Source organism: Leclercia sp. LTM14, from assembly GCF_023736175.1.
Taxonomy (GTDB): Bacteria; Pseudomonadota; Gammaproteobacteria; order Enterobacterales; family Enterobacteriaceae; genus Enterobacter; species Enterobacter barmai.
Map to the genome: position 1 here is coordinate 69,705 of NZ_JAIKTT010000008.1, position 22,593 is coordinate 92,297.

At 56.4% G+C, this 22,593-nt stretch carries 20 protein-coding genes, 2 tRNA genes and 1 pseudogene; 10 read left to right on the forward strand and 13 right to left on the reverse strand.

The genetic code is table 11. The features are described 5' to 3' along the window. Positions 1 to 11: 11 nt before the first annotated feature. The 6 genes from K5I40_RS16150 to syd form a co-directional block, all read right to left on the reverse strand. Positions 12 to 1,352 (reverse strand): enolase C-terminal domain-like protein, encoded by a 1,341-nt coding sequence (locus K5I40_RS16150; RefSeq protein ID WP_039030113.1) that lies wholly within the window; start codon positions 1,350 to 1,352, stop codon positions 12 to 14. Beyond that, positions 1,352 to 2,707 (reverse strand): MFS transporter, encoded by a 1,356-nt coding sequence (locus K5I40_RS16155; RefSeq protein ID WP_138370544.1) that lies wholly within the window; start codon positions 2,705 to 2,707, stop codon positions 1,352 to 1,354. The genes K5I40_RS16150 and K5I40_RS16155 overlap by 1 nt, the downstream gene beginning before the upstream one ends. A gap of 359 nt (positions 2,708 to 3,066) precedes the next feature. Beyond that, on the reverse strand, positions 3,067 to 3,516 hold the full coding sequence (locus K5I40_RS16160) for a flavodoxin (RefSeq protein ID WP_039029928.1): 450 nt from the start codon (positions 3,514 to 3,516) through the stop codon (positions 3,067 to 3,069). 24 nt (positions 3,517 to 3,540) lie between these two features. Continuing rightward, on the reverse strand, positions 3,541 to 4,314 hold the full coding sequence (truC, locus tag K5I40_RS16165) for a tRNA pseudouridine(65) synthase TruC (RefSeq protein ID WP_138370543.1): 774 nt from the start codon (positions 4,312 to 4,314) through the stop codon (positions 3,541 to 3,543). Further along, positions 4,311 to 4,637 carry a YqcC family protein gene (locus K5I40_RS16170; RefSeq protein WP_039029926.1) on the reverse strand — a complete coding sequence of 109 codons (327 nt, stop codon included), beginning with the start codon at positions 4,635 to 4,637 and terminating at the stop codon, positions 4,311 to 4,313. Before K5I40_RS16170 ends, truC begins: the two co-directional genes overlap by 4 nt. Before the next feature lie 632 nt (positions 4,638 to 5,269). Beyond that, positions 5,270 to 5,815 carry a SecY-interacting protein gene (syd, locus tag K5I40_RS16175; protein ID WP_138370542.1) on the reverse strand — a complete coding sequence of 182 codons (546 nt, stop codon included), beginning with the start codon at positions 5,813 to 5,815 and terminating at the stop codon, positions 5,270 to 5,272. Between the two features lie 69 nt (positions 5,816 to 5,884). On the opposite strand from syd, the gene queF reads away from it, so the two are divergent. From queF to xni, 5 genes are all read left to right on the forward strand, one after another. After that, a complete protein-coding gene (gene queF / locus K5I40_RS16180) occupies positions 5,885 to 6,727 on the forward strand; it encodes an NADPH-dependent 7-cyano-7-deazaguanine reductase QueF (RefSeq protein WP_138370541.1) in 843 nt (280 codons plus the stop codon). 116 nt (positions 6,728 to 6,843) lie between these two features. Further along, positions 6,844 to 8,208 (forward strand): nucleotide 5'-monophosphate nucleosidase PpnN, encoded by a 1,365-nt coding sequence (gene ppnN / locus K5I40_RS16185; protein ID WP_039029923.1) that lies wholly within the window; start codon positions 6,844 to 6,846, stop codon positions 8,206 to 8,208. 550 nt (positions 8,209 to 8,758) lie between these two features. Beyond that, positions 8,759 to 10,048, forward strand: a complete 1,290-nt coding sequence (locus K5I40_RS16190) for an HAAAP family serine/threonine permease (RefSeq protein WP_039029922.1) — start codon at positions 8,759 to 8,761, stop codon at positions 10,046 to 10,048. 63 nt (positions 10,049 to 10,111) lie between these two features. After that, positions 10,112 to 11,479: an L-serine ammonia-lyase gene (locus K5I40_RS16195; protein WP_039029921.1), complete on the forward strand. Its 1,368-nt coding sequence runs from the start codon at positions 10,112 to 10,114 to the stop codon at positions 11,477 to 11,479. 113 nt (positions 11,480 to 11,592) lie between these two features. After that, positions 11,593 to 12,351 carry a flap endonuclease Xni gene (gene xni / locus K5I40_RS16200; protein WP_223074747.1) on the forward strand — a complete coding sequence of 253 codons (759 nt, stop codon included), beginning with the start codon at positions 11,593 to 11,595 and terminating at the stop codon, positions 12,349 to 12,351. Positions 12,352 to 12,442: 91 nt separating this feature from the next. On the opposite strand, the gene rlmM is transcribed toward xni, so the two are convergent. From rlmM to K5I40_RS16220, 4 genes and pseudogenes are all read right to left on the reverse strand, one after another. Beyond that, positions 12,443 to 13,543 (reverse strand): 23S rRNA (cytidine(2498)-2'-O)-methyltransferase RlmM, encoded by a 1,101-nt coding sequence (rlmM, locus tag K5I40_RS16205; RefSeq protein WP_223074746.1) that lies wholly within the window; start codon positions 13,541 to 13,543, stop codon positions 12,443 to 12,445. Then, positions 13,536 to 13,931, reverse strand: a complete 396-nt coding sequence (locus K5I40_RS16210) for a DUF423 domain-containing protein (RefSeq protein WP_039029918.1) — start codon at positions 13,929 to 13,931, stop codon at positions 13,536 to 13,538. The genes rlmM and K5I40_RS16210 overlap by 8 nt, the downstream gene beginning before the upstream one ends. A gap of 42 nt (positions 13,932 to 13,973) precedes the next feature. After that, positions 13,974 to 14,887, reverse strand: a pseudogene (gcvA, locus tag K5I40_RS16215) (glycine cleavage system transcriptional regulator GcvA). A gap of 348 nt (positions 14,888 to 15,235) precedes the next feature. Then, a complete protein-coding gene (locus K5I40_RS16220; RefSeq protein WP_039029916.1) occupies positions 15,236 to 15,463 on the reverse strand; it encodes a YgdI/YgdR family lipoprotein in 228 nt (75 codons plus the stop codon). 192 nt (positions 15,464 to 15,655) lie between these two features. Between K5I40_RS16220 and csdA the strand changes: the two genes are divergently transcribed. Both csdA and csdE read left to right on the forward strand, forming a co-directional pair. Further along, positions 15,656 to 16,861 carry a cysteine desulfurase CsdA gene (gene csdA / locus K5I40_RS16225; protein WP_039029914.1) on the forward strand — a complete coding sequence of 402 codons (1,206 nt, stop codon included), beginning with the start codon at positions 15,656 to 15,658 and terminating at the stop codon, positions 16,859 to 16,861. After that, a complete protein-coding gene (gene csdE, locus K5I40_RS16230; protein WP_223074745.1) occupies positions 16,861 to 17,301 on the forward strand; it encodes a cysteine desulfurase sulfur acceptor subunit CsdE in 441 nt (146 codons plus the stop codon). Before csdA ends, csdE begins: the two co-directional genes overlap by 1 nt. Here csdE and tcdA read toward each other — a convergent pair. Then, on the reverse strand, positions 17,292 to 18,098 hold the full coding sequence (gene tcdA / locus K5I40_RS16235) for a tRNA cyclic N6-threonylcarbamoyladenosine(37) synthase TcdA (protein ID WP_039029912.1): 807 nt from the start codon (positions 18,096 to 18,098) through the stop codon (positions 17,292 to 17,294). The two genes, csdE and tcdA, sit on opposite strands and share 10 nt — an antisense overlap. A 70-nt stretch (positions 18,099 to 18,168) precedes the next feature. Next, the gene (gene mltA, locus K5I40_RS16240; RefSeq protein WP_039029911.1) at positions 18,169 to 19,266 is read right to left on the reverse strand and encodes a murein transglycosylase A; all 1,098 of its coding nucleotides are present in this window, start codon (positions 19,264 to 19,266) and stop codon (positions 18,169 to 18,171) included. Between the two features lie 206 nt (positions 19,267 to 19,472). Here mltA and K5I40_RS16245 point away from each other — a divergent pair. Further along, positions 19,473 to 19,549 (forward strand) — tRNA-Met (locus K5I40_RS16245). Between the two features lie 43 nt (positions 19,550 to 19,592). Continuing rightward, positions 19,593 to 19,669: transfer RNA gene (locus tag K5I40_RS16250), tRNA-Met, on the forward strand. A 103-nt stretch (positions 19,670 to 19,772) separates the two neighbouring features. Here K5I40_RS16250 and amiC read toward each other — a convergent pair. After that, the gene (gene amiC / locus K5I40_RS16255; protein WP_223075417.1) at positions 19,773 to 21,026 is read right to left on the reverse strand and encodes an N-acetylmuramoyl-L-alanine amidase AmiC; all 1,254 of its coding nucleotides are present in this window, start codon (positions 21,024 to 21,026) and stop codon (positions 19,773 to 19,775) included. Positions 21,027 to 21,255: 229 nt separating this feature from the next. Between amiC and argA the strand changes: the two genes are divergently transcribed. Continuing rightward, positions 21,256 to 22,587, forward strand: a complete 1,332-nt coding sequence (gene argA, locus K5I40_RS16260) for an amino-acid N-acetyltransferase (RefSeq protein WP_223075418.1) — start codon at positions 21,256 to 21,258, stop codon at positions 22,585 to 22,587. Positions 22,588 to 22,593: the final 6 nt, after the last annotated feature.

The window sequence follows — 22,593 nt, forward strand, 5'->3', positions numbered from 1 at the left end:
CAATCCTTTAATCAGTGGCGACCGAACGCAGGGCGTTTACGGTCAAAGGTCCAGCCGGGGATAAGGTACTGCATCGGGCCTGCATCGTTACGTGCGCCGCCAGGCAGTTTCTTATACGCCTCATGCGCTTTGTGGATCTGATCCCAGTCAAGCTCCACGCCAAGCCCCGGTGCGTCAGGAACGGCAATCTTGCCGTTTTTAATTTCGAGTGGATTTTTGGTCAGGCGCGCTTCGCCTTCCTGCCAGATCCAGTGGGTGTCGATAGCCGTCGGCGTGCCCGGAGCGGCGGCACCGACGTGGGTAAACATCGCCAGCGAAATATCAAAGTGGTTGTTGGAGTGGCAACCCCAGGTTAAGCCCCAGTCATCGCACAGCTGCGCCACGCGTACCGCGCCGGAAAGGGTCCAGAAGTGCGGATCCGCCAGCGGAATATCCACCGAGTTCAGCATCACCGCATGGCCCATCTCGCGCCAGTTGGTGGCAATCATGTTGGTTGCCACCGGCAGGCCCGTGGCGCGGCGGAACTCTGCCATCACCTCACGGCCGGAGAAGCCCTGCTCAGCGCCACAGGGATCTTCGGCGTAGGTCAGCACATCGCCCAGGCCTTTGCACAGGGCGATGGCTTCATCCAGCAGCCACGCGCCGTTGGGGTCCACGGTGATGCGGGCATCCGGGAAGCGTTTTTTCAGGGCGCGGGCGCTGTCGATCTCCTGCTCGCCCGGCAGTACGCCGCCTTTCAGTTTGAAATCTTTAAAGCCGTAGCGATCCTGCGCCGCTTCCGCCAGGCGGACCACCGCCTCGCTGGTGAGCGCCTCCTGATGGCGCAGGTGATACCACTCGTGGTTGCCCGGTGAACGCTCCAGATAAGGCAGATCGGTTTTGTTGCGATCCCCCAGGTAGAAGAGATAGCCCAGCACGGTGACCGCATCGCGCTGTTTACCGGGACCCAGCAGTTCGCACACCGGCACGTTCAGCGCCTTGCCGAGGAGATCCAGCAGCGCCGCTTCCAGCGCCGCCACCGCATTGACCCGCAGTTCAAATGTCCAGGCGCCTTTGCCGAAGGTATCGAAGTCGGCAGACTGGTTGCCCTTGTGCACGCGCTGTACCACTTTGTTCAGCCGCGCCACCTCCTGACCGACCACCTGCGGGATGGCATCCACCAGCGTCTGGTAGATCACCTCGCCGCCGGGGGCTTCCCCGACGCCGGTATTCCCGGCGTTATCGGTCAGCACCACGATGTTGCGGGTAAACCAGGCGTTATGTGCGCCGCCGATGTTCAGCAGCATGCTGTCCTGGCCGGCGACCGGAATAACCTTCATTTCAGTGACGATAGGGCTGGATTGCATACTCATCATGAACGCTCCGCAACAGGTTTCAGCTCGATACGTTTAATATCACCCACCAGCACCAGGTAGCTCAGCACCGCTACCAGGGCATGGATCCCGACGTAAATCAGCGCCCCGTTGAACGAGCCGGTAGTGCCGACGATGTAGCCGATGGCAATCGGGGTAACGATCCCGGAGATGTTGCCGAACATATTGAACAGACCACCGCTCAGGCCGCTGATCTCTTTCGGCGCGGTATCTGCCATCACCGCCCAGCCCAGCGCACCGATACCTTTACCGAAGAACGCCATCGCCATAAAGCCGATAATCATCCACTCGGCGTCAACGTAGTTACACACCACCATCGACATGGAGAGCAGCATCCCCAGCACGATTGGCGTTTTACGGGCGATATTCAGGGAACCCGTGCGACGCATCAGCCAGTCGGAAATTACCCCGCCCAGCACGCCGCCGACAAAGCCGCAGATCGCCGGAACAGAGGCCACAAACCCGGCTTTCAGAATCGACATGCCGCGCGCCTGCACCAGATAGACCGGGAACCAGGTAATAAAGAAGTAGGTTAAGGCGTTGATGCAGTACTGGCCGAGGTAAATCCCCACCATCATGCGGGAGCCCACCAGCTGTTTGATCTGGCCCCATTTCTGGCTGAACGGCACTTTCTCTTTGTTTTTCGCCTGATCCATGTTGATCAGCGCGCCGCCTTCGGCGATGTAGTCCAGCTCTTTCTGGTTTACGCCCGGATGCTGGTTCGGCTCGTGGATCACTTTCAGCCAGACAAAGCTGATCAGAATACCCAGACCGCCCATGAAGAAGAACACGTGTGACCAGCCCACCTCGTGAGTCAGCCAGCCCATGATTGGGGCGAAGATGACGGTGGCGAAGTATTGCGCGGAGTTAAAAATGGAGACCGCCGTTCCCCTCTCCTGGGCCGGGAACCAGGCCGCCACTATGCGGCTGTTGCCCGGGAAGGATGGCGCTTCTGCCAGACCCACCAGGAAGCGCAGAGTAAAGAGCGCGACGATAATGCCAAAGCCGTTGAAGATATCGACAAAGCCCTGTAACAGGGTGAACAGGGACCAGATAAAGATGGACCAGAAGTAGACACGTTTAGAGCCGAAGCGGTCAAGCAGCCAACCGCCAGGGATTTGGCCAATAACATAGGCCCATGAAAATGCAGAGAAAACATACCCCATACCGACCGGATCCAGACCGATATCTTTTGCCATCTCTGAACCGGCAATCGACAGCGTGGCGCGGTCGCCATAGTTGAAGGATGTGACGATAAACAGCATCACCACTATCCAGTAGCGGGCATTGGTACGCTTTTCAGCGCTGCTCGCCGCTTGGCTTAATGAACTCATTCTTGCACTCCTGAATCATAGCGTTTTCGCTACGTTCATTCTGAACAGCTCAACCGTAGGGTAATCAGAATGACGTGTATGTGTTTTTTGCAGTTCAAACGTGAGGTCGTTTCGCCTTACTGACTGCATTTTTATTAACTGGCGAAAAAAGTATAAGAAAGGATCCAGGTAGCCCTCACCGTGCAACGACACAACATTGGGACCATCCTGTGCGGTTGTTTGTGGCAAAAGCCTAACTCAATGGAAGGTAGTTCACGGAAACGTGGCTGAGTGAGAAAACAGCAGAAGAGAAAGAGAAGAGTGTGAATCAGGTCGCTTGACGCGGTGGAATGCCCTCCCGCGGCCGGGAGGGAAAGGATTTAGCCGAGAAGCGTGCCCCAGTGTTCAACCCAGGGATTGGATTCGCTCTCCGGCTCGGGATGTTCAGAGGCATCAATCATCAGCATCTCACCGACGCGTTGCGCGCTTTGCTCCTGCAAGAGCGCATCGAACTGCTTACCGCCGCCGCAGAAGTTCGCGTACGTGCTGTCACCGAGCGCAATAATGCCGTAGCGCATTTCCGGCTGGTAACCCAGCTTATCCTTGATCCCCTGAAACAGCGGAACGATGCTGTCCGGCAGATCGCCCTGCCCGGTTGTCGAGGTGACCACCAGCGCATACTGACCCTGATATTTCTCCCAGTCGGCCAGATCGGGATCTTCATAGACCGTGGCTTTATGGCCCATTCCCGCGAGGATCGCTTCGGCCTCTTCAGCCACCAGCAGCGAATTGCCGTACATCGTGCCGACAAAAATTCCGATTACCGCCATGTTTTACTCCCTGATTAGACGCAATTAACGATCATCCTGAACGCTGGCAACGTCAAACTCAACCCTTTCATTTTCGGGGAGTTGTCCGCGCCATCCAAACTGTGACAGCGCCTGCATCCACACCTCGTCCAGCCCGGCCCGGATCGTCAGCGGCTCACCGGTAAAGGGATGGATAAGCTGCAGCTGGCTGGCGTGTAACATCAGCCGGTTGCAGCCAAAATGCTCCGCTGCGCTGCGGTTCTGGCGTAGATCGCCGTGCTTGCTGTCGCCGATGATCGGGTGGCGCAGATGCGCCAGATGGCGTCGCAGCTGGTGCTTACGCCCGGTTTTCGGCTCCAGTTCGATCAGACTATAGCGCGTGGTGGGAAACTTACTGGTGGCAACCGGCATTTCAGTGGTCGCCATCCCGCGATAGTCAGTCACCGCCGGCTGCGGGCCCTTGTCGTCGCGGGCATACTTATCGGCGATTTTATCCAGCTCTTCCGTCAGGGGATAATCGAGGGTTGCGGCTTCTGTGAGCCAGCCGCGGACAATCGCGTGGTAGCGCTTCTGGATCTGATGCTGCTCGAACTGCTGCGACAGACGTCGTCCGGCTTCACTGGAGAGCCCCATCAGCAGAACGCCGGAAGTCGGTCTGTCGAGACGATGTGCCGTAAAGACATGCTGACCGATCTGGTCGCGCACCGTCTGCATGACGACGACTTTCTCATCCCGATCCAGCCAGCTGCGGTGTACCAGCCAGCCCGAGGGTTTATTGACGGCCACCAGCCACTCATCCTGATAGAGGATCTCGATCATGCGTCGTCGCCAAAGAGCGTATCCAGCGCCAGCAGTGCTGTGAGCACCGCGTCACGAGAAGGATGGGCGGCGTCCAGCGCCATTTCATAATAGGGCGCCACGGCAAAGCTCTGGGGCAGCGGATGACCGCTATCCAGCAGGGCGTGCATGCGGGGGATGAGCACCCATTGCAGCCACTCAAACGGCTCCAGGGTATCCATGCAGAAAGGTTGCGTACTTTCAAACGCGTCAGGCTGCGGCGCCGTCTCCTGCCACAGCTGATGCTCGCGCAGTAAAGCTTCGATAGCGTGCAGTTGCGCGCGCACGTTGTCGTGATGGGTCATGAAAACCTCAACTGAAAATGTGAACGGCGCGCAGCATAGCAAAGAGCACGCAGAAATAAAAAAAGGGAGCACTGTTTACACAGTGCTCCCGGTTCGTTTCGCAGCAATCCAGCTACTTTTGGTGCTCCCTGCTCATCCGTGACAACTTTTCCTCTGACCCGAAGGTCTGGTCTTCCCTTGACCGCTGCATCCTGCGCACATCGTCCTGATGTGACTGCTTCATCCTGAAACGTCCTGGCCTTCCTGACCCACCGGACATCCTTACCGGCTCTCATTCTCCGTCCTGGAGGTGTCCTTCAACGCATCCTGCGTTATCCTCTTGCTTCTTCCTGAAGCCTTCCCTGTAACGCCTTCCTGACGTGTCCTTGATAAGAAACGTCATCATCCTGATGTTCGTCCCTTGTGTCGGCTTCCTGTCGACGGACATAGAATCCCTTATTCCGCTTCGTCTTACAAGGCAGTGCGTAAGCCAGATTAAAGAGTCGGCTTATCTGTAAGACAGGATTTAATCGTTCAACTTATTGATTAAATTAACCTTTAATAGAAGCTTAACAGAGTGTGCATACAGGTCATGACGCCGATCTCTCACAAACTCTGTAAGAGATCTCTCACAAGCGCACTAGTATTCAGGATTACACAACGGGATGAAGATGATTGAGGAAATCCGCAAGGGAATCGGAGAGGAGCTGACGTTTTTGCGTGCCCAGCGTCTCTTTAATGACATTGCCTGTGAGATTACAGACGGAGATAACGTCCATTTCACTGTCGAGCGTGGCGATAAACAGCGTTGGCGATAGCTTCAGACGCTTCTGGGTCACCAGGTGCCCAATCAGATTCTCCTGCACGCGCAGCAGGTCCTCTTCACTCCAGGTTTGCAGCAGCGTCAGCGCTTCATTAGCAAAGCGAGCAGACATATCCCCGGCGAACTGAGTGGTATAGAACGCGTGGACCGCTGGTTGTACCACAATGTCCATGGCGCGTTCAATGGCATTTACATTCTGTTCAGCGGTAAACGGCTGCGGCTGCCAGGTTACCCTATCTGCGGAAGAGGTAATAATGCAGGGTGAAGGCACGCCGTACAGCTCTTCGCTTTGCGGCCATGACTCTTTCTGTTCATGCCATGCGTCACAATAACGCGTGGTAAATGCAGTTAACGCAGCAGCAGTCTCTTTATCCACCGGTTTCTCTCTTCATATAAGCCAGGATACACTCAGCCCCATAGTTTACCTTTAAAGTGACAACGAAACATGTCTTACGAAAATCATGACGCCTTATCGGGCCTGACGCTGGGCAAAAGCACAGCCTACCGCGACATCTACGATGCCAGCCTGTTACAGGGCGTGCCGCGCAGCCTCAACCGCGATCCGCTGGGTCTGAAGGCCGATGCCCTGCCCTTCCACGGCGGCGATATCTGGACGCTGTATGAACTCTCCTGGCTGAACGCCCGCGGGCTGCCGCAGGTGGCGGTCGGTCACGTTGAGCTGGATCACGCCAGCGTGAATCTGGTGGAGTCCAAAAGTTTTAAGCTCTACCTCAACAGCTTTAACCAGACGCGTTTCGACAGCTGGGAAGCGGTGCAGCGCACGCTGGAACGCGACTTAAGCGCCTGCGCCCAGGGCAAGGTCACCGTGGCGCTCTACCGGATTGATGAGCTGGAAGGTCAGCCCATCGCCCACTTCCACGGCACCTGCATCGACGATCAGGATATCGAGATCGACAACTACGCGTTTGACGCCGCCTGGCTGGAAAATGCCGCCAGCGGCAAAGTGGTGGAAGAGACGCTGGTCAGCCACCTGCTGAAATCCAACTGCCTGATTACCCACCAGCCTGACTGGGGCTCCGTGCAGATTAAGTATCGCGGCGCGAAAATCGACCGTGAAAAGCTGCTGCGCTATCTGGTCTCTTTCCGTAACCATAACGAGTTTCACGAGCAGTGCGTGGAGCGCATCTTCAATGACATTCTCCATTTCTGCCAGCCTGAGGCGCTGAGCGTCTATGCCCGCTATACCCGACGCGGCGGGCTGGATATCAATCCGTGGCGCAGCAACACCGATTTCGTTCCGGCGATTGGCCGGTTAGTACGTCAGTAAAATAAATAAATTCACAATATGCGCGGTCTGTTCCGCGCTTTAGGTTGTGAAACGTCATAAGCCAGGGCTATTGTAATCAACAGGGAAAGACGATAAACGTCCCGTAAGGAGCTCACTTGATTACACATATTAGCCCGCTTGGCTCAATGGATATGTTGTCGCAGCTGGAAGTGGACATGCTCAAGAGCACGGCCAGCAGCGATTTATATCAACTGTTTCGCAACTGTTCGCTTGCCGTTCTGAACTCCGGTAGCCTCACCGACAACAGCAAAGAGTTGCTGTCCCGCTTTGAAAGCTTTGACATTAACGTTCTGCGTCGCGAACGCGGCGTGAAGCTGGAGCTGATTAATCCACCTGAAGATGCCTTTGTGGACGGACGCATTATTCGTGCGCTGCAGGCCAACCTGTTTGCCGTCCTGCGCGATATCCTGTTCGTGAATGGTCAGATCAGTAACGCCGGTCGTTTCCAGCATCTGAACCTGGAGAGCTCGGTCCATATCACCAACCTGGTGTTCTCTATTCTGCGTAACGCCCGCGCCCTGCACGTGGGCGAAGCCCCGAGCATGGTGGTGTGCTGGGGTGGACACTCCATCAACGAAACCGAATATCTCTACGCCCGTCGCGTGGGTACCCAGCTGGGTCTGCGCGAGCTGAACATCTGCACAGGCTGCGGCCCGGGTGCGATGGAAGCGCCCATGAAAGGTGCGGCCGTGGGCCATGCGCAGCAGCGCTACAAAGAGGGGCGCTTCATCGGCATGACCGAGCCGTCGATCATCGCCGCAGAGCCGCCTAACCCGCTGGTTAACGAACTGATCATCATGCCGGACATCGAGAAGCGTCTGGAGGCGTTTGTCCGCATCGCTCACGGGATTATCATCTTCCCGGGCGGCGTGGGTACGGCAGAAGAGTTGCTCTATCTGCTGGGCATTCTGATGCACCCGGCTAACCAGGATCAGGTCCTGCCGCTGATCCTCACCGGGCCGAAAGAGAGCGCTGACTACTTCCGCGTGCTGGATGAGTTCATCGTGCATACGCTCGGCGAGACGGCGCGTCGTCACTACCGCATTATCATTGACGATGCCGCAGAAGTGGCTCGCCTGATGAAAAAGGCGATGCCGCTGGTGAAAGAGAACCGTCGCGATACCGGGGATGCCTACAGCTTTAACTGGTCAATTCGCATTGCGCCGGATCTGCAAATCCCGTTTGAGCCGTCCCATGAAAATATGGCAAACCTGAAACTGTATCCGGATCAGCCTGTTGAGACGCTGGCCGCCGACCTGCGCCGCGCCTTCTCGGGCATCGTGGCGGGTAACGTGAAAGAGGTGGGTATCCAGGCCATTGAAGAGTTTGGTCCGTATAAGATCCATGGCGACCGCGAAATGATGCGCCGCATGGACGATCTGCTGCAGGGCTTTGTCGCCCAGCACCGTATGAAACTCCCCGGCACTGCCTATATCCCCTGCTATGAGATTTGCGCATAACCTCTGTGTCCGGCAGCCTGCCGGACACCTTCTCACTCGCCTGGCCGCCGGGAATGGTTATAGCCGCCCGGCTTTTTTATTGCGTTCAGTAACATGGCCTGCGTTGTAACATCATCGTTACTTATATTTCCGTTATTTCATAACATAACGCAAACGATTACGTGGTTTTACAGAGCGTGATAAATTACCCCTAAACACCATAAAGCATTAAAAAATGCTCTAAACAGGCGCTTTTACAGCGTATGCCTCCTATCTTACAGGGCTGTCTGGTACGCCACATATCGTTGATGGTAGCCTTCGCGCCCAGAAATTCGTCGTGATGATTTATTAGCAGATAAATGGTCTAAAGATACCCACCTCAAAAGTAGATTATTGCATTTGAGATCGGGATCACTGATAGATCCATTACGAAAATGTATCTTTCCGCCCGCTGATAGTTACGGAGAAAAATCATATAAAAACCGTCACTGAGCGAATTTCATATTACGTTTAGCTCTTTTTGCATCGAATTTGACCAGAAACCTGACATTAGCTACTCCTGGAGACACAGATGGAAACCACTCAAACCAGCACCGTTGCTTCGATTGAAACCCGAAGCGGATGGCGTAAAACCGATACCATGTGGATGCTTGGCCTGTACGGCACGGCAATCGGCGCTGGTGTTCTCTTCCTGCCTATTAACGCGGGTGTTGGCGGCTTGATTCCGCTGATCATCATGGCAATCATTGCGTTCCCGATGACCTACTTCGCACACCGCGGCCTGACCCGTTTTGTGCTGTCCGGTAAAAACCCGGGTGAAGACATCACCGAAGTGGTTGAAGAGCATTTCGGCATTGGCGCAGGTAAGCTGATTACCCTGCTCTACTTCTTCGCAATTTACCCAATCCTGCTGGTGTATAGCGTGGCGATCACCAACACCGTTGACAGCTTCATGACCCACCAGCTGGGCATGACGCCGCCACCGCGCGCCATTCTGTCGCTGATCCTGATTGTCGGCATGATGACTATCGTGCGCTTCGGTGAGCAGATGATTGTTAAAGCGATGAGCGTGCTGGTGTTCCCGTTCGTTATTGCCCTGATGGTGCTGGCCTGCTACCTGATCCCACAGTGGAACGGCGCGGCGCTGGAAACCCTCTCCCTGAGCAGCGCGTCTGCTACCGGTAACGGCCTGTGGATGACCCTGTGGCTGGCAATCCCGGTGATGGTCTTCTCCTTCAACCACTCCCCGATCATCTCCTCCTTCGCGGTAGCGAAGCGTGAAGAGTACGGTCAGGGTGCCGAGAAGAAGTGCTCCAGCATCCTGGCTCGCGCTCACGTGATGATGGTGCTGACCGTTATGTTCTTCGTCTTCAGCTGCGTACTGAGCCTCTCCCCGGCGGATCTGGCGGCGGCAAAAGAGCAGAACATCTCGATTCTGTCTTACCTGGCAAACCACTTTAATGCACCGGTTATTGCCTGGATGGCGCCAATCATCGCGATTATCGCTATCACCAAATCCTTCCTCGGCCACTACCTGGGCGCACGTGAAGGCTTTAACGGCATGGTGATTAAATCTCTGCGCGGCAAAGGCAAGAGCATTGAAATCAACAAGCTGAACAAGATCACTGCTCTGTTCATGCTGCTGACCACCTGGGCGGTTGCGACCCTGAACCCGAGCATCCTCGGCATGATCGAAACCCTGGGCGGTCCGGTTATCGCGATGATCCTGTTCCTGATGCCGATGTACGCGATTCAGAAAGTGCCAGCGATGCGTAAATACAGCGGCCATATCAGCAACGTCTTCGTTGTGATTATGGGTCTGATTGCTATCTCCGCTATCTTCTTCTCGCTGTTCGCTTAATTCCTCCCGCGCCGTCTTCGGACGGCGCACTCTTCTCCTCTGACGTAAAGCAACGGACGCATCATGATTAGCGTTTTCGATATTTTTAAAATTGGTATTGGTCCTTCCAGCTCGCACACCGTCGGGCCAATGAAAGCGGGTAAACAGTTCACGGACGATCTTATTGCGCGCGGAATGCTGCACGACACTACCCGCGTGGTTGTCGATGTCTATGGCTCACTGTCGCTGACCGGCAAAGGTCACCATACCGATATCGCCATCATTATGGGCCTGGCGGGCAACCTGCCGGATAGCGTTGATATTGACGCCATCCCGACCTTTATCCAGGACGTAAACACCCACGGCCGCCTGCTGCTGGCCAACGGTGAACATGAAGTCGAGTTCCCGGTTGATCGCTGCATGAATTTCCATGCCGACAACCTGTCGCTGCACGAAAACGGCATGCGGATCACCGCCCTCGCAGGCGACAAGGCCATTTACAGCCAAACCTATTACTCCATCGGCGGCGGTTTTATCGTCGACGAAGACCATTTTGGGCAGCAGGACAGCGCGCCTGTCGCGGTCCCTTATCCGTATAAATCGGCAGCCGACCTTCAGCGTCATTGCCATGAGAGTGGTCTGTCACTCTCCGGCCTGATGATGCAAAACGAGCTGGCATTGCACAGCAAAGCAGAGCTGGAGCAGCACTTTGCCAGCGTCTGGGAAGTGATGCGCGGCGGTATCGAACGCGGTATCACTACCGAAGGCGTTCTGCCGGGCAAACTGCGCGTCCCGCGCCGTGCTGCGGCCCTGCGCCGGATGCTGGTCAGCAGCGACAAAACCACCAGCGATCCGATGGCGGTCGTTGACTGGATCAACATGTTCGCGCTGGCGGTGAACGAAGAGAACGCCGCGGGTGGCCGCGTGGTCACGGCCCCGACCAACGGTGCCTGTGGTATCGTTCCGGCGGTGCTGGCCTATTACGACAAATTCATCCGTGAAGTGAACGCCAACTCGCTGGCCCGCTATCTGCTGGTCACCAGCGCCATTGGCTCGCTGTATAAGATGAACGCTTCGATCTCGGGCGCGGAAGTGGGCTGCCAGGGTGAAGTGGGCGTGGCCTGCTCCATGGCGGCGGCGGGTCTGGCAGAGCTGCTGGGCGGTAGCCCGGCTCAGGTCTGCATCGCGGCAGAAATCGGCATGGAGCATAACCTGGGTCTGACCTGCGATCCGGTTGCCGGCCAGGTGCAGGTGCCCTGTATCGAACGTAACGCGATTGCCTCCGTGAAGGCGGTTAACGCCGCACGTATGGCGCTACGCCGCACCAGCGAGCCGCGCGTCTGCCTCGATAAAGTGATCGAAACCATGTATGAAACCGGGAAAGACATGAACGCCAAATACCGCGAAACCTCTCGCGGTGGCCTGGCGATGAAGATTGTCACCTGCGACTAAGCCTGAAAAAGGAGCCTTGTTTTGCGAGGCTCCTTCCCGTTCTTCCCGACTCTCGTAGTTTCATTCCGCCGACGGTGTTACCCTTAATCCACTGGATATAAGAGGGATTATCTGTGGCTGTTCATTTACTTATTGTCGACGCGCTGAACCTTATCCGCCGTATTCACGCGGTACAGGGTACGCCCTGCAAGGATACCTGCCTGAATGCGCTGGAGCAGCTTATTCGCCACAGCCAGCCCAGCCATGTGGTCGCCGTGTTTGATGATGAGGCGCGTAACAGCGGCTGGCGTCATCAGCGTCTGCCGGATTACAAAGCCGGACGTGCGCCGATGCCGGACGATCTGCACGCCGAAATGCCGATGATACGCGCCGCCTTTGAGCAACGCGGCGTGCCCTGCTGGGGCGCTCAGGACAACGAAGCCGACGATCTCGCTGCCACTCTGGCGGTTAAAGTCGCCAGCGCCGGGCATCAGGCCACGATTGTCTCGACGGACAAAGGCTACTGCCAGCTGCTTTCCCCCACCATCCGCATCCGCGACTATTTCCAGAAACGCTGGCTTGATGCCCCCTTTATTGCCGCTGAGTTTGGCGTATCGCCCCAGCAGCTGCCGGATTACTGGGGGCTCGCGGGGATCAGCAGTTCAAAAGTGCCGGGCGTGGCGGGCATTGGCCCGAAAAGCGCGGCTCAGTTGCTGACAGACTTTCAGGATCTGGAAGGGATTTACGCGCGTCTGGATGAGGTGCCGGAAAAATGGCGTAAAAAACTGGAGGCCCATAAAGAGATGGCCTTTATCTGCCGGGACGTGGCGCGCTTACAGACGGATTTACAGCTAGACGGGAATTTGCAGCAGCTAAGGTTAGATCGAGTGTGAATGTTTGCCCGGTGGCGCTACGCTTACCGGTCCTGGGGGACGAGTGTTGTTGTAGGCCCGGTAAGCGCAGCGCCACCGGGCGTTATATACGTTATCGCTCGTCGCGACGTCCACCTACGGCAGCCCACCAGCGGCGCACGTGCACCGTCACCTCTTCGCGGTCATGGTACAGCTGACGCGCCTGGATCTCGGCATTAATGCCATGCTCCTGAAGTTGGGTCTGAATGTACGCCAGGTTCTGGGAAACCTCTTCGTAGCGTTTTTTCATCGGCAGCTTGAGGTTGAAGATCGCCTCGCGGCACCAGCCGTTGACCAGCCAGGTCGCCATCAGCGCCGCCACTTTCGCCGGTTTCTCAACCATGTCGCACACCAGCCAGGTGATGTTATTGCGGTTCGGACGATAGCGGAAACCGTCTTCACGCAGCCAGGTCACCTGCCCGGTATCCATCAGGCTTTGCGCAATCGGGCCGTTATCAATGGAGTAGACCCACATGTTGCGTTTCACCAGCTGATAGGTCCAGCCGCCCGGACAGGCCCCCAGATCCACCGCATACATGCCGTTTGCCAGACGCTCATCCCACTCGTCGGCCGGAATGAAGATATGGAACGCCTCTTCCAGCTTGAGGGTGGAACGGCTCGGCGCGTCGGAAGGGAACTTAAGGCGCGGGATCCCCATATAAAACGGCGAGTTGTTAGTCGTATAAGAATACCCGGTGTAGCAACAGCCCGGGGCGATAAAGAAGACATGCACCACCGGACGCTTTGGCGTCTCGTAGTTGGTCAGCACGCCGCTGTCACGCAGCGCAGCGCGCAGCGGCACGGTGAATTTACGGCAGAACTTCATCAGCTCTTTGCTTTCGTTGGTGTCTGCAACCTCAACGCGCAGTTCACCGCCCTTCTCCACCACGCCCTGCAGCATACCGGCGATAGGGGTAATGCGATCTTCTGGCGGCAGATCCTGCAGCAGCTCGCCGGCGACAAACATCTGGCGGGCAAAAATCAGCGAGCTGAACGGCAGGTCGCGAACCAGTTTATCCGCGTCTTCTGGCTGATAGCATTCGAAAACAACATAGCCCGCATTCTCTTTAACACGAGCAAAACCAAAGACTTCGCGCTTCGCGGCTTTATCAGTAATTTCCGCGGCACACTCTTTTTCAAAGCCCGGGCGACAATATAAGACAACTTTATTCATGAACAACGCCCTTGCGTTTCAGACGGAACGAACCGATTAACATTAAAACCCACCCGACCAGGAAGCTGACGCCACCTACCGGGGTAACAAACGCCCACAGGCGTAAATGCGATAGCGCAAGGCAGTAGAGGCTACCGCTGAACAGCACGGTACCCAGCGCCATAAATACGCTGCTCCAGTAAAACCAGATGCTGATGCGACGCTGCATCGCCACCGCCAGTCCGAAGATCGCCAGGGTATGAAACGCCTGATATTCCAGACCGGTGTGGATCCAGCCCATCTCGACCACACCCAATGATTTACGTAATACATGTGCGCCAAAGGCGCCCAGCGCAACAAAAATAAAGCCACTCACCGCGGCAAAAATCAGCATAAAACGGCTGGTCATGTTTTTGTCCTGAAGTTATGCGCGTCCTGCGCGCAAAAGTATTTACTCGTACCTGAAGCGGAATTTTTCTTGCTCGTTGGCCGCCTTTGCCAGGATCCACTGGCGAAACGCGGCTATTTTACCCAGTTCTGCCTGACTGTCATGACAAACCAGATAAAATGCGTTCTTGCTGACCAAAACATCATTAAAGGGGCAAACCAGGCGGCCTGCCTCAATCTCGGACTGCGCCATCACGTTGTTGGCCAACGCCACGCCCTGTCCGTGGATGGCAGCCTGTAACACCATCGCGCTGTGGCTGAAGATGGGGCCCTGCTGCACATTTATATGGTTAAGACCGAGCTGGCGGGTATAAGTTTGCCAGTCGCGGCGAGAAGCATCGTGTAAAAGCGTGTGCTGCGCCAGATTCTCCGGCGCTTTTAACGCTTTTTCGCCTGTTAAGAGTAGTGGCGAGCAGACCGGCAGCAAATATTCTGCGTACAATTTTTCGACACGCAGGCCTGGCCAGTTACCGCGGCCATAAAAAATCGCGACGTCGACATCGTCTGCCAGCTTGTCTTCCTGACGGTCGACGCCTGGATTCGAACGTCGATTCCCGGATAAGCTGAGTTAAAGCTGGAGAGCCTCGGCACCAGCCACTGAATGGCAAAACTGGGTAAAAGACTGACCGTCAGGGCCCCTTTCGCACTCCGCGCCTGTAGCTTACGGGTGGCCTCGGTGAGCTGAGAAAATATCTCTTTAATATCCTGAAAATAGCTCTGCCCCTCTTCCGTCAAAAGCAGGGAACGGTTGCGGCGGCGGAACAGCTTGAGGCCCAGAAAATCCTCGAGGGACTTGATTTGATGACTTACTGCGGCCTGAGTCACAAAAAGCTCATCGGCCGCGCGGGTGAAGCTTAAATGGCGCGCGGCAGCATCAAATACACGTAATGCATTAAGTGGTGGTAATCGCTTGGACATGGTTATCTGGCTTAGATGTTAACGGCTTTTAACAAACAGGAAACAACGTTTAACCTATTAGTTTTTTTATCTGAGCCATTATAAATTGTCCGTTGAGGAACTACCAGCAAATACCTATAGTGGCGGCACTTCCTGAGCCGGAACGAAAAGCTTTTTTTGGAATGCGTGTTCTGATGGGCTTTTGGCTTACGGTTGTGATGTTGTGTTGTTGTGTTTGCAATTGGTCTGCGATTCAGACCACGGTAGGAAAACTACCACCTTTTCACTTCCTGTACATTTACCCTGTCTGTCCATAGTGATTAATGTAGCACCGCCCAATTGCGGTGCTTTTTTTTGTCTGCTGTATCCTTACTTGTTCAGCTCAACCATCTCTTTCACATCACTGCGGTTGATCTGCTGTTTGTTCCCGTTCGCATCCTTATACGAGATCATACCGGTATCATTATCTGTCTGCGGCTTACCTTCTGACACGATGGAGCGGCCGTCATTGGTGTGCATCACGTAGTTATTACCAGAACAGGCGCTCAGGGCAAAAGTAAGCATACAGGCAGAGGCAATTGCGATAGTCTTTTTCATTTTCTTCTCCTTTAGCAATAAATGCTATTCAAAGCGTGTTTTATAACAGGCTAAAACATTCTCCAGACACACTTTCAGCATAACCTGCTTCGTCTGTTGCGCCAGGATAAACAGACAATTCCGATAGAGATCAACCTCCTTGCCCTGCCGGGGAAATTGCGCGACGATCTGATCATCACGAAGAGGAATTCCATGAACGCATTCAGCCCTGCCCATTTTCGCGCGCAGTTTCCGGCGCTGGCCGATGCTGGCGTCTATCTCGATAGCGCCGCAACCGCCCTCAAGCCTCAGGCGGTGATCGAGGCCACCCACCAGTTTTACAGCCTGAGCGCGGGCAACGTGCATCGCAGCCAGTTTGCCGAGGCGCAACGCTTAACCGCGCGCTACGAAGCGGCGCGGGATCAGGTTGCCCGTCTGCTCAATGCCGAAAGCGGTAAAAACATTGTCTGGACGCGCGGGACGACCGAAGCCATCAACATGGTGGCGCAATGCTACGCCCGCCCGCGCCTGCAGCCGGGGGATGAGATTATCGTCAGCGAGGCGGAGCACCACGCTAACCTCGTGCCCTGGCTGATGGTTGCCGAACAGACCGGCGCAAAGGTGGTGAAGCTGCCCCTGGGCGCTGATTTGTTGGCAGATGTCGCCCGCCTGCCTGAATTTATCACCCCGCGCAGCCGCATCCTCGCGCTGGGGCAGATGTCTAACGTAACCGGCGGCTGCCCGGATCTCGCCCGCGCTATCAGCCTCGCCCATGCCAGCGGGATGGTGGTGGTGGTGGATGGCGCGCAGGGGGTAGTGCATTTCCCGGCGGATGTTCAGCAGCTGGATATCGACTTCTATGCTTTCTCCGGACACAAACTGTACGGCCCGACCGGAATCGGCGCGCTGTATGGCAAAGCGGCGCTGCTGGAAGAGATGACCCCGTGGCTCGGCGGCGGCAAGATGATCACCGAGGTGACCTTCGACGGCTTCAAAACGCAGGAAGTGCCCTATCGTCTTGAAGCCGGGACGCCAAACGTCGCGGGGGTCATTGGCCTGAGCGCGGCCCTGGAGTGGCTGGCGGATATCGACCTGCAGCAGGCGGAGAGCTGGAGTCGTGGGCTGGCGACGCTGGCAGAAGAGGCGCTGAAACAACGCCCCGGTTTCCGCTCGTTCCGCGTGCAGGATTCGAGCCTGCTGGCGTTCGATTTTGCCGGCGTTCATCACAGCGACATGGTGACGCTGCTGGCGGAGTACGGCATCGCCCTGCGCGCCGGTCAGCACTGCGCCCAGCCGCTGCTGGCGGCGCTGGGCGTTAACGGCACGCTGCGCGCCTCGTTTGCCCCCTATAACACCCAAAGCGATGTCGACGCGCTGGTTGCCGCCGTCGATCGCGCCCTTGCTTTACTGGTGGATTAATGACAAGCCCAACTCTGGCCGGACACCCGTTCGGCACCGTCATCACTGAAGAGACGTTAAAACAGACCTTCGCCCCGCTAAACCAGTGGGAAGATAAATATCGCCAACTGATCCTGCTGGGCAAACAGCTGCCTGCGCTGTCCGATGAGCTTAAGGCCCAGGCGAAAGAGATCCCCGGCTGTGAGAACCGCGTCTGGCTTGGGGTCACGCGCGTTGGAGATAAGCTGCATTTTTATGGCGACAGCGAAGGACGTATTGTTCGCGGCTTGCTGGCCGTGCTGCTGACGGCCATCGAGGGGAAAAGCGCCGCGCAGATCCTGGGAGAAAATCCGCTGAGCCTGTTTGATGCGCTGGGACTTCGCGGCCAGCTCAGCGCCTCGCGCAGCCAGGGGCTGACTGCGCTCAGTGAAGCGGTGCTGGAGGCGGCGCGTCAGGCCTGACGTTCCGCCTTCGCCATCATCTTTTTCAGGGCATGAGACACGGCGATAAAACCAAAGCTCGCGGTCACCATGGTGGCCGCACCAAACCCGGAGGCACAGTCCATCCGTTTTGGCCCTTCTGCGGTACTCTTCATGGCACACACCGAACCGTCCGCCTGCGGGTAGACCAGCGCTTCCGTTGAAAAGACGCAGTCGATGCCCAGCTTGCCCTTACTGTTTTTCACCACGCCAAAATCGCTTTTCAGGCGCTCGCGCAGCTTAGCCGCCAGCGGATCCTGAATGGTTTTCGCCAGGTCAGTCACCTGGATCTGCGTCGGGTCAATCTGCCCGCCCGCTCCGCCGGTGGTCACCAGCGGCACTTTATTGCGACGACACCAGGCGATAAGGGCCGCTTTCGGGCGTACGCTGTCGATGGCGTCAATCACGTAGCTGTAGCCGGCGCCCATGTATTGCGCCACGTTATCGGCAGTCACGAAATCATCAATCACGGTGACGCGACATTCCGGGTTGATCTGGCGAATGCGCTCCGCCATCACCTCTGACTTTGCCAGCCCGACGCTGTCGCGCAGGGCGTGGATCTGCCGGTTGGTGTTGGTGACGCAGACATCATCCATGTCGATTAGCGTAATGGCGCCGATCCCGGTTCGTGCCAGCGCTTCCGCCGCCCATGAACCCACGCCGCCAATACCGACCACGCAGATGTGTGCATCGGCAAACAGCTGCAGGGCTTTTTCACCATATAAACGCGCGGTGCCACCAAAACGCTGGCGCCAGGCTTCGCTCATTACCACAGACATAAGACCTCAGATGTAAAAAGGGTGAGAGTTGCCCCTCACCCCGGAAAACATAGCGTCAATATTACCACACTCAGCCGCTAAACACGTTGCCCGCGCCTGCTGCGGATTTCAGCACCCATACGCGTCCGTAATGGTTATACCAGCCTGCACGGTGGCCGGCATCGGCACCAATGCCCTGATAAATATCGAAGTGCTGGCCTTTAATCGCGCCGCCAACGTCCAGCGCCACCATCAGACGCAGCTCGTACTGGCCGCTGAACTTGCCTTCATTATTCAGCAGCGGGACTTCTGCCAGCAGCGTGGTGCCCGGCGGGATCACCGTCTTGTCTGAAGCCACCGACGCACGGCCAATCAGCGGTACCGCACTGGCCCCTTTCACCGGGGCAAAGTTTTGCGGTTTAAAGAAGACAAACGACGGGTTCTGCTCAAGCAGTTCACGCACTTCATATTCGCTGTGCTTCTCGCCCCACTCGCGGATCGCCTGCATCGACATATCTTCGCGTTTCACTTCCCCGCGATCGATCAGCACCTTACCGATACTGCGATATGCATGTCCGTTTTTGCCGGAGTAGCTGAAGAAGTTAAGCGGGCTGCCGTCACCAAAGTCGATATAGCCGCTGCCCTGCACGTCCATGATGAAATTATCCATCAGCGAGTTGCTGTAGGCGAGGACATAGTTGTCGCTCAGCGCACCCGAGTAGATTTCGGCGCGGGACGGCAGGCGGCCGCGTTTTGGCGGCATGCGGTAGATAGGATACTTGAACTCACCCTGTGCGGTATGGCGCGCCTGCACCACCGGGGTGTAGTAGCCGGTAAACTGGACGTTACCGTAGTTGTCGGTGCCTTCCATCTGCCAGGCGTCGATACCGTACTGGCGCATGGTGCGGGTATCGCCCCCGGCACGTAACCAGTCCTGCACGGCGTTATAGACGGCGTTCTGCGAGCCATACAGCCGCGGCGACGCGGTGCGGATCTGGTTTACCTGCTCCGCGAAGTCTCCGCCATTAATAGGCGCGCCCACGGCGTCCGGCTGGTTCACTAAAGAGAAAGGCTGGGTCAGTTTCCCGTCTTTATATTGCTGACCGCGATCGGTCGGTTTGGAGGAACAGGCAGCCAGAATAGCTACCATCGCGCCCGTCATCAGATACTTCGCCCAATGTCCTTTCATATATCCCATCTATAAGTTGCCCGATTCTGCGCAACGAAGATAACAAACCGGCAGGGGTATTGAAATGCGATTACCTTCCCTCACGCAAATTTTGCGCAAAAACAGTCTAACTGTCGTTATTGCGGGCAACACAACGCCTAATTTGGTGATTTTTACGAAAAAGGGTTGCAACAAAAAGTCAGCAGAGTATAGTGCGCTTCCACGGACGCGGGGTGGAGCAGCCTGGTAGCTCGTCGGGCTCATAACCCGAAGGTCGTCGGTTCAAATCCGGCCCCCGCAACCAATTAAAATTTGATGAAGTATCTTCTGCAAAGCAGAAAGACGGACGCGGGGTGGAGCAGCCTGGTAGCTCGTCGGGCTCATAACCCGAAGGTCGTCGGTTCAAATCCGGCCCCCGCAACCAACACTTCTGAAAACAATAAACACCCTTTCGGGTGTTTTTTTGTTTTTGTCGCCAGCCCACCCGTAGGCCCGCGCAAGCGCAGCGCCGCCGGGCTATGGTGAGGTTATCCGCGTCTTGCCAGGGTCGCCCCATCCGAGAAGTAAGCCTTAATCCCTGACAGTATCGACTCCGCCACTTCCTGCTGGAACTTTGCCGTCTTGAGCTTGCGCTCCTCTTCCACGTTACTGATAAATGCGGTTTCCACCAGAATCGACGGGATATCCGGTGCTTTTAACACCGCAAAACCGGCCTGCTCAACGCTGTTCTTATGCAGCTTGTTCACATGGCCGAGCTTACCCAGCACCGCTTTGCCAAACTTCAGGCTGTCGGTGATGGTCAGCGACTGCACCATATCGAACATGGTGTGGTCGACGTAGCGATCCCCGCTCTTTCCCACCCCACCGATAAGGTCGGAGGCGTTCTGGGTATCAGCAAGATAGCGTGCGGCGGTACTGGTCGCCCCTTTTGTGGAGAGGGCAAACACCGATGAACCGCTCGGCTGACGGCTGGTAAAGGCGTCCGCATGAATGGAGACGAACAGATCCGCGCGCTGCTTTTGCGCCTTCGCGACCCGCACCTTCAGTGGAATAAAGACATCTTCGTTACGCGTCATGTAGGCGCGCATATTGCCTTCCCGGTCGATCAGGGCCTTAAGGCGACGGGCGATCTGCAGCACCACGTCTTTTTCCCGCGTCCGGTATTTGCCTACCGCGCCGGAGTCCTCTCCGCCGTGCCCCGGATCGAGCATGATCACAATCGGGCGATCGCGCCCGGCTTTGCCCGGCTGCGGGCCGCTTTGCGCTGGCGGCACCTGTTTTTCGAGATCGCCTTTATTGTAATCTTCCAGCAGGGCCAGCAACGGATCCTGAATATCGGTCGCGTTAGCAGGATAGAGATCCATCACCAGACGCTCTTTAAAGCCCGCCACCGGTGCCAGGGCAAACAGCTGCGGTTTCACGTTCTGCTTAAGTTCAAACACCATGCGCACGGTTTTCGGGTCAAACTGCCCGACCCGCGCGGACTTGATAAAAGGATCGTCGCCGCGGATCTGGGCGCTCATCCCCTTCAGCACCGAGTTAAGATTTACGCCTTCGATATCCACCACCACCCGTTCCGGGTTGCTCAGAGCGAATTGCTTATAATTCAACACCCGGTTCGACTCGACCGTCACGCGTGTATAGGTCGACGATGGCCAGACACGCACCGCGACGACCTGACTGACGGCGGCAAGTCCTACCTGACTGACGCTAAGCAACCACATTGCTCCGGCCCCTTGTAACAGGCGGCGACGACTTAATGCTTTACTGGATCCCGACATGCTTCTCCCGAGCAAAGATATCGAATAACTTTTCATAACGTCCAAATTGACCGAAAACTTTAGCGAATGATGCATAACCTGTCATCCATAAAAGGGTAAACAATCATGCGTTAACGATAACTTCGCTGAATCTTTTCTTTGCTTCGCAGGAAATTTTGGCTTGCGCGCAAGGGCATATTCGAATAAAAATACAAAAATTACGAATAAACATTCATTGAGGGGTTGTGCCGTGGTGAAGGAACGTAGAATCGAACTGGTCCAGGGATTCCGTCATTCTGTTCCCTATATCAACGCCCACCGGGGAAAGACGTTTGTCGTCATGCTGGGTGGCGAAGCCATTGAGCATGAGAACTTCTCCAGTATAGTCAATGACATCGGTCTGCTGCACAGCCTGGGGATCCGCCTGGTGGTTGTTTATGGCGCCCGCCCGCAGATCGAACAGAATCTGGCCGCGCACCATCACGAGCCGATCTACCATAAGCATACCCGCGTCACCGACGCCAAAACGCTGGAGCTGGTTAAGCAGGCAGCCGGTCTGCTGCAGCTGGATATTACCGCGCGTCTGTCGATGAGCCTCAATAACACCCCGCTGCAGGGGGCGCACATTAACGTGGTCAGCGGTAATTTTATTATCGCCCAGCCGCTTGGCGTGGATGACGGTGTGGATTATTGCCATAGCGGACGTATTCGTCGTATTGATGAAGAGGCCATCCATCGCCAGCTCGACGGCGGTGCGATTGTGCTGACCGGCCCGGTCGCCGTCTCCGTCACCGGCGAAAGCTTTAACCTCACCTCCGAAGAGATTGCCACCCAGCTGGCGATCAAGCTGAAGGCTGAGAAAATGATCGGCTTCTGCTCCTCTCAGGGGGTGACCAACGAGCTGGGGAATATCGTCTCCGAGCTGTTCCCGAACGAAGCCCAGGCGCGCGTCGACACGCTTGAGGCGCAGGGCGATTACTACTCCGGCACCGTGCGTTTTCTGCGCGGCGCAATCAAAGCCTGCCGCAGCGGCGTGCGCCGCAGCCACCTGATCAGCTATCAGGAAGATGGTGCCCTGCTGCAGGAGCTGTTCTCTCGCGACGGCATCGGGACGCAGATTGTGATGGAGAGCGCGGAGCAAATTCGTCGCGCCACCATCAACGACATCGGCGGCATTCTGGAACTTATCCGCCCGCTGGAGCAGCAGGGGATCCTGGTGCGTCGCTCCCGCGAGCAGCTGGAGATGGAGATCGACAAGTTCACCATTATTCAGCGCGATAACCTGACCATCGCCTGTGCGGCGCTCTATCCCTTCCCGGAAGAGAAGATCGGCGAGATGGCCTGCGTGGCGGTGCATCCTGACTACCGCAGCTCGTCGCGCGGCGAAGTGTTGCTGGAACGAATTGCTCTCCAGGCACGCCAGATGGGGCTGAGCAAGCTGTTCGTGCTGACCACCCGCAGCATTCACTGGTTCCAGGAGCGGGGGTTTAGCCCGGTGGACATTGATTCCCTGCCGGAAACCAAGAAAGAGATGTATAACTATCAGCGTCGTTCTAAGGTGCTGATGGCGGATCTGGGATAAGCTCTT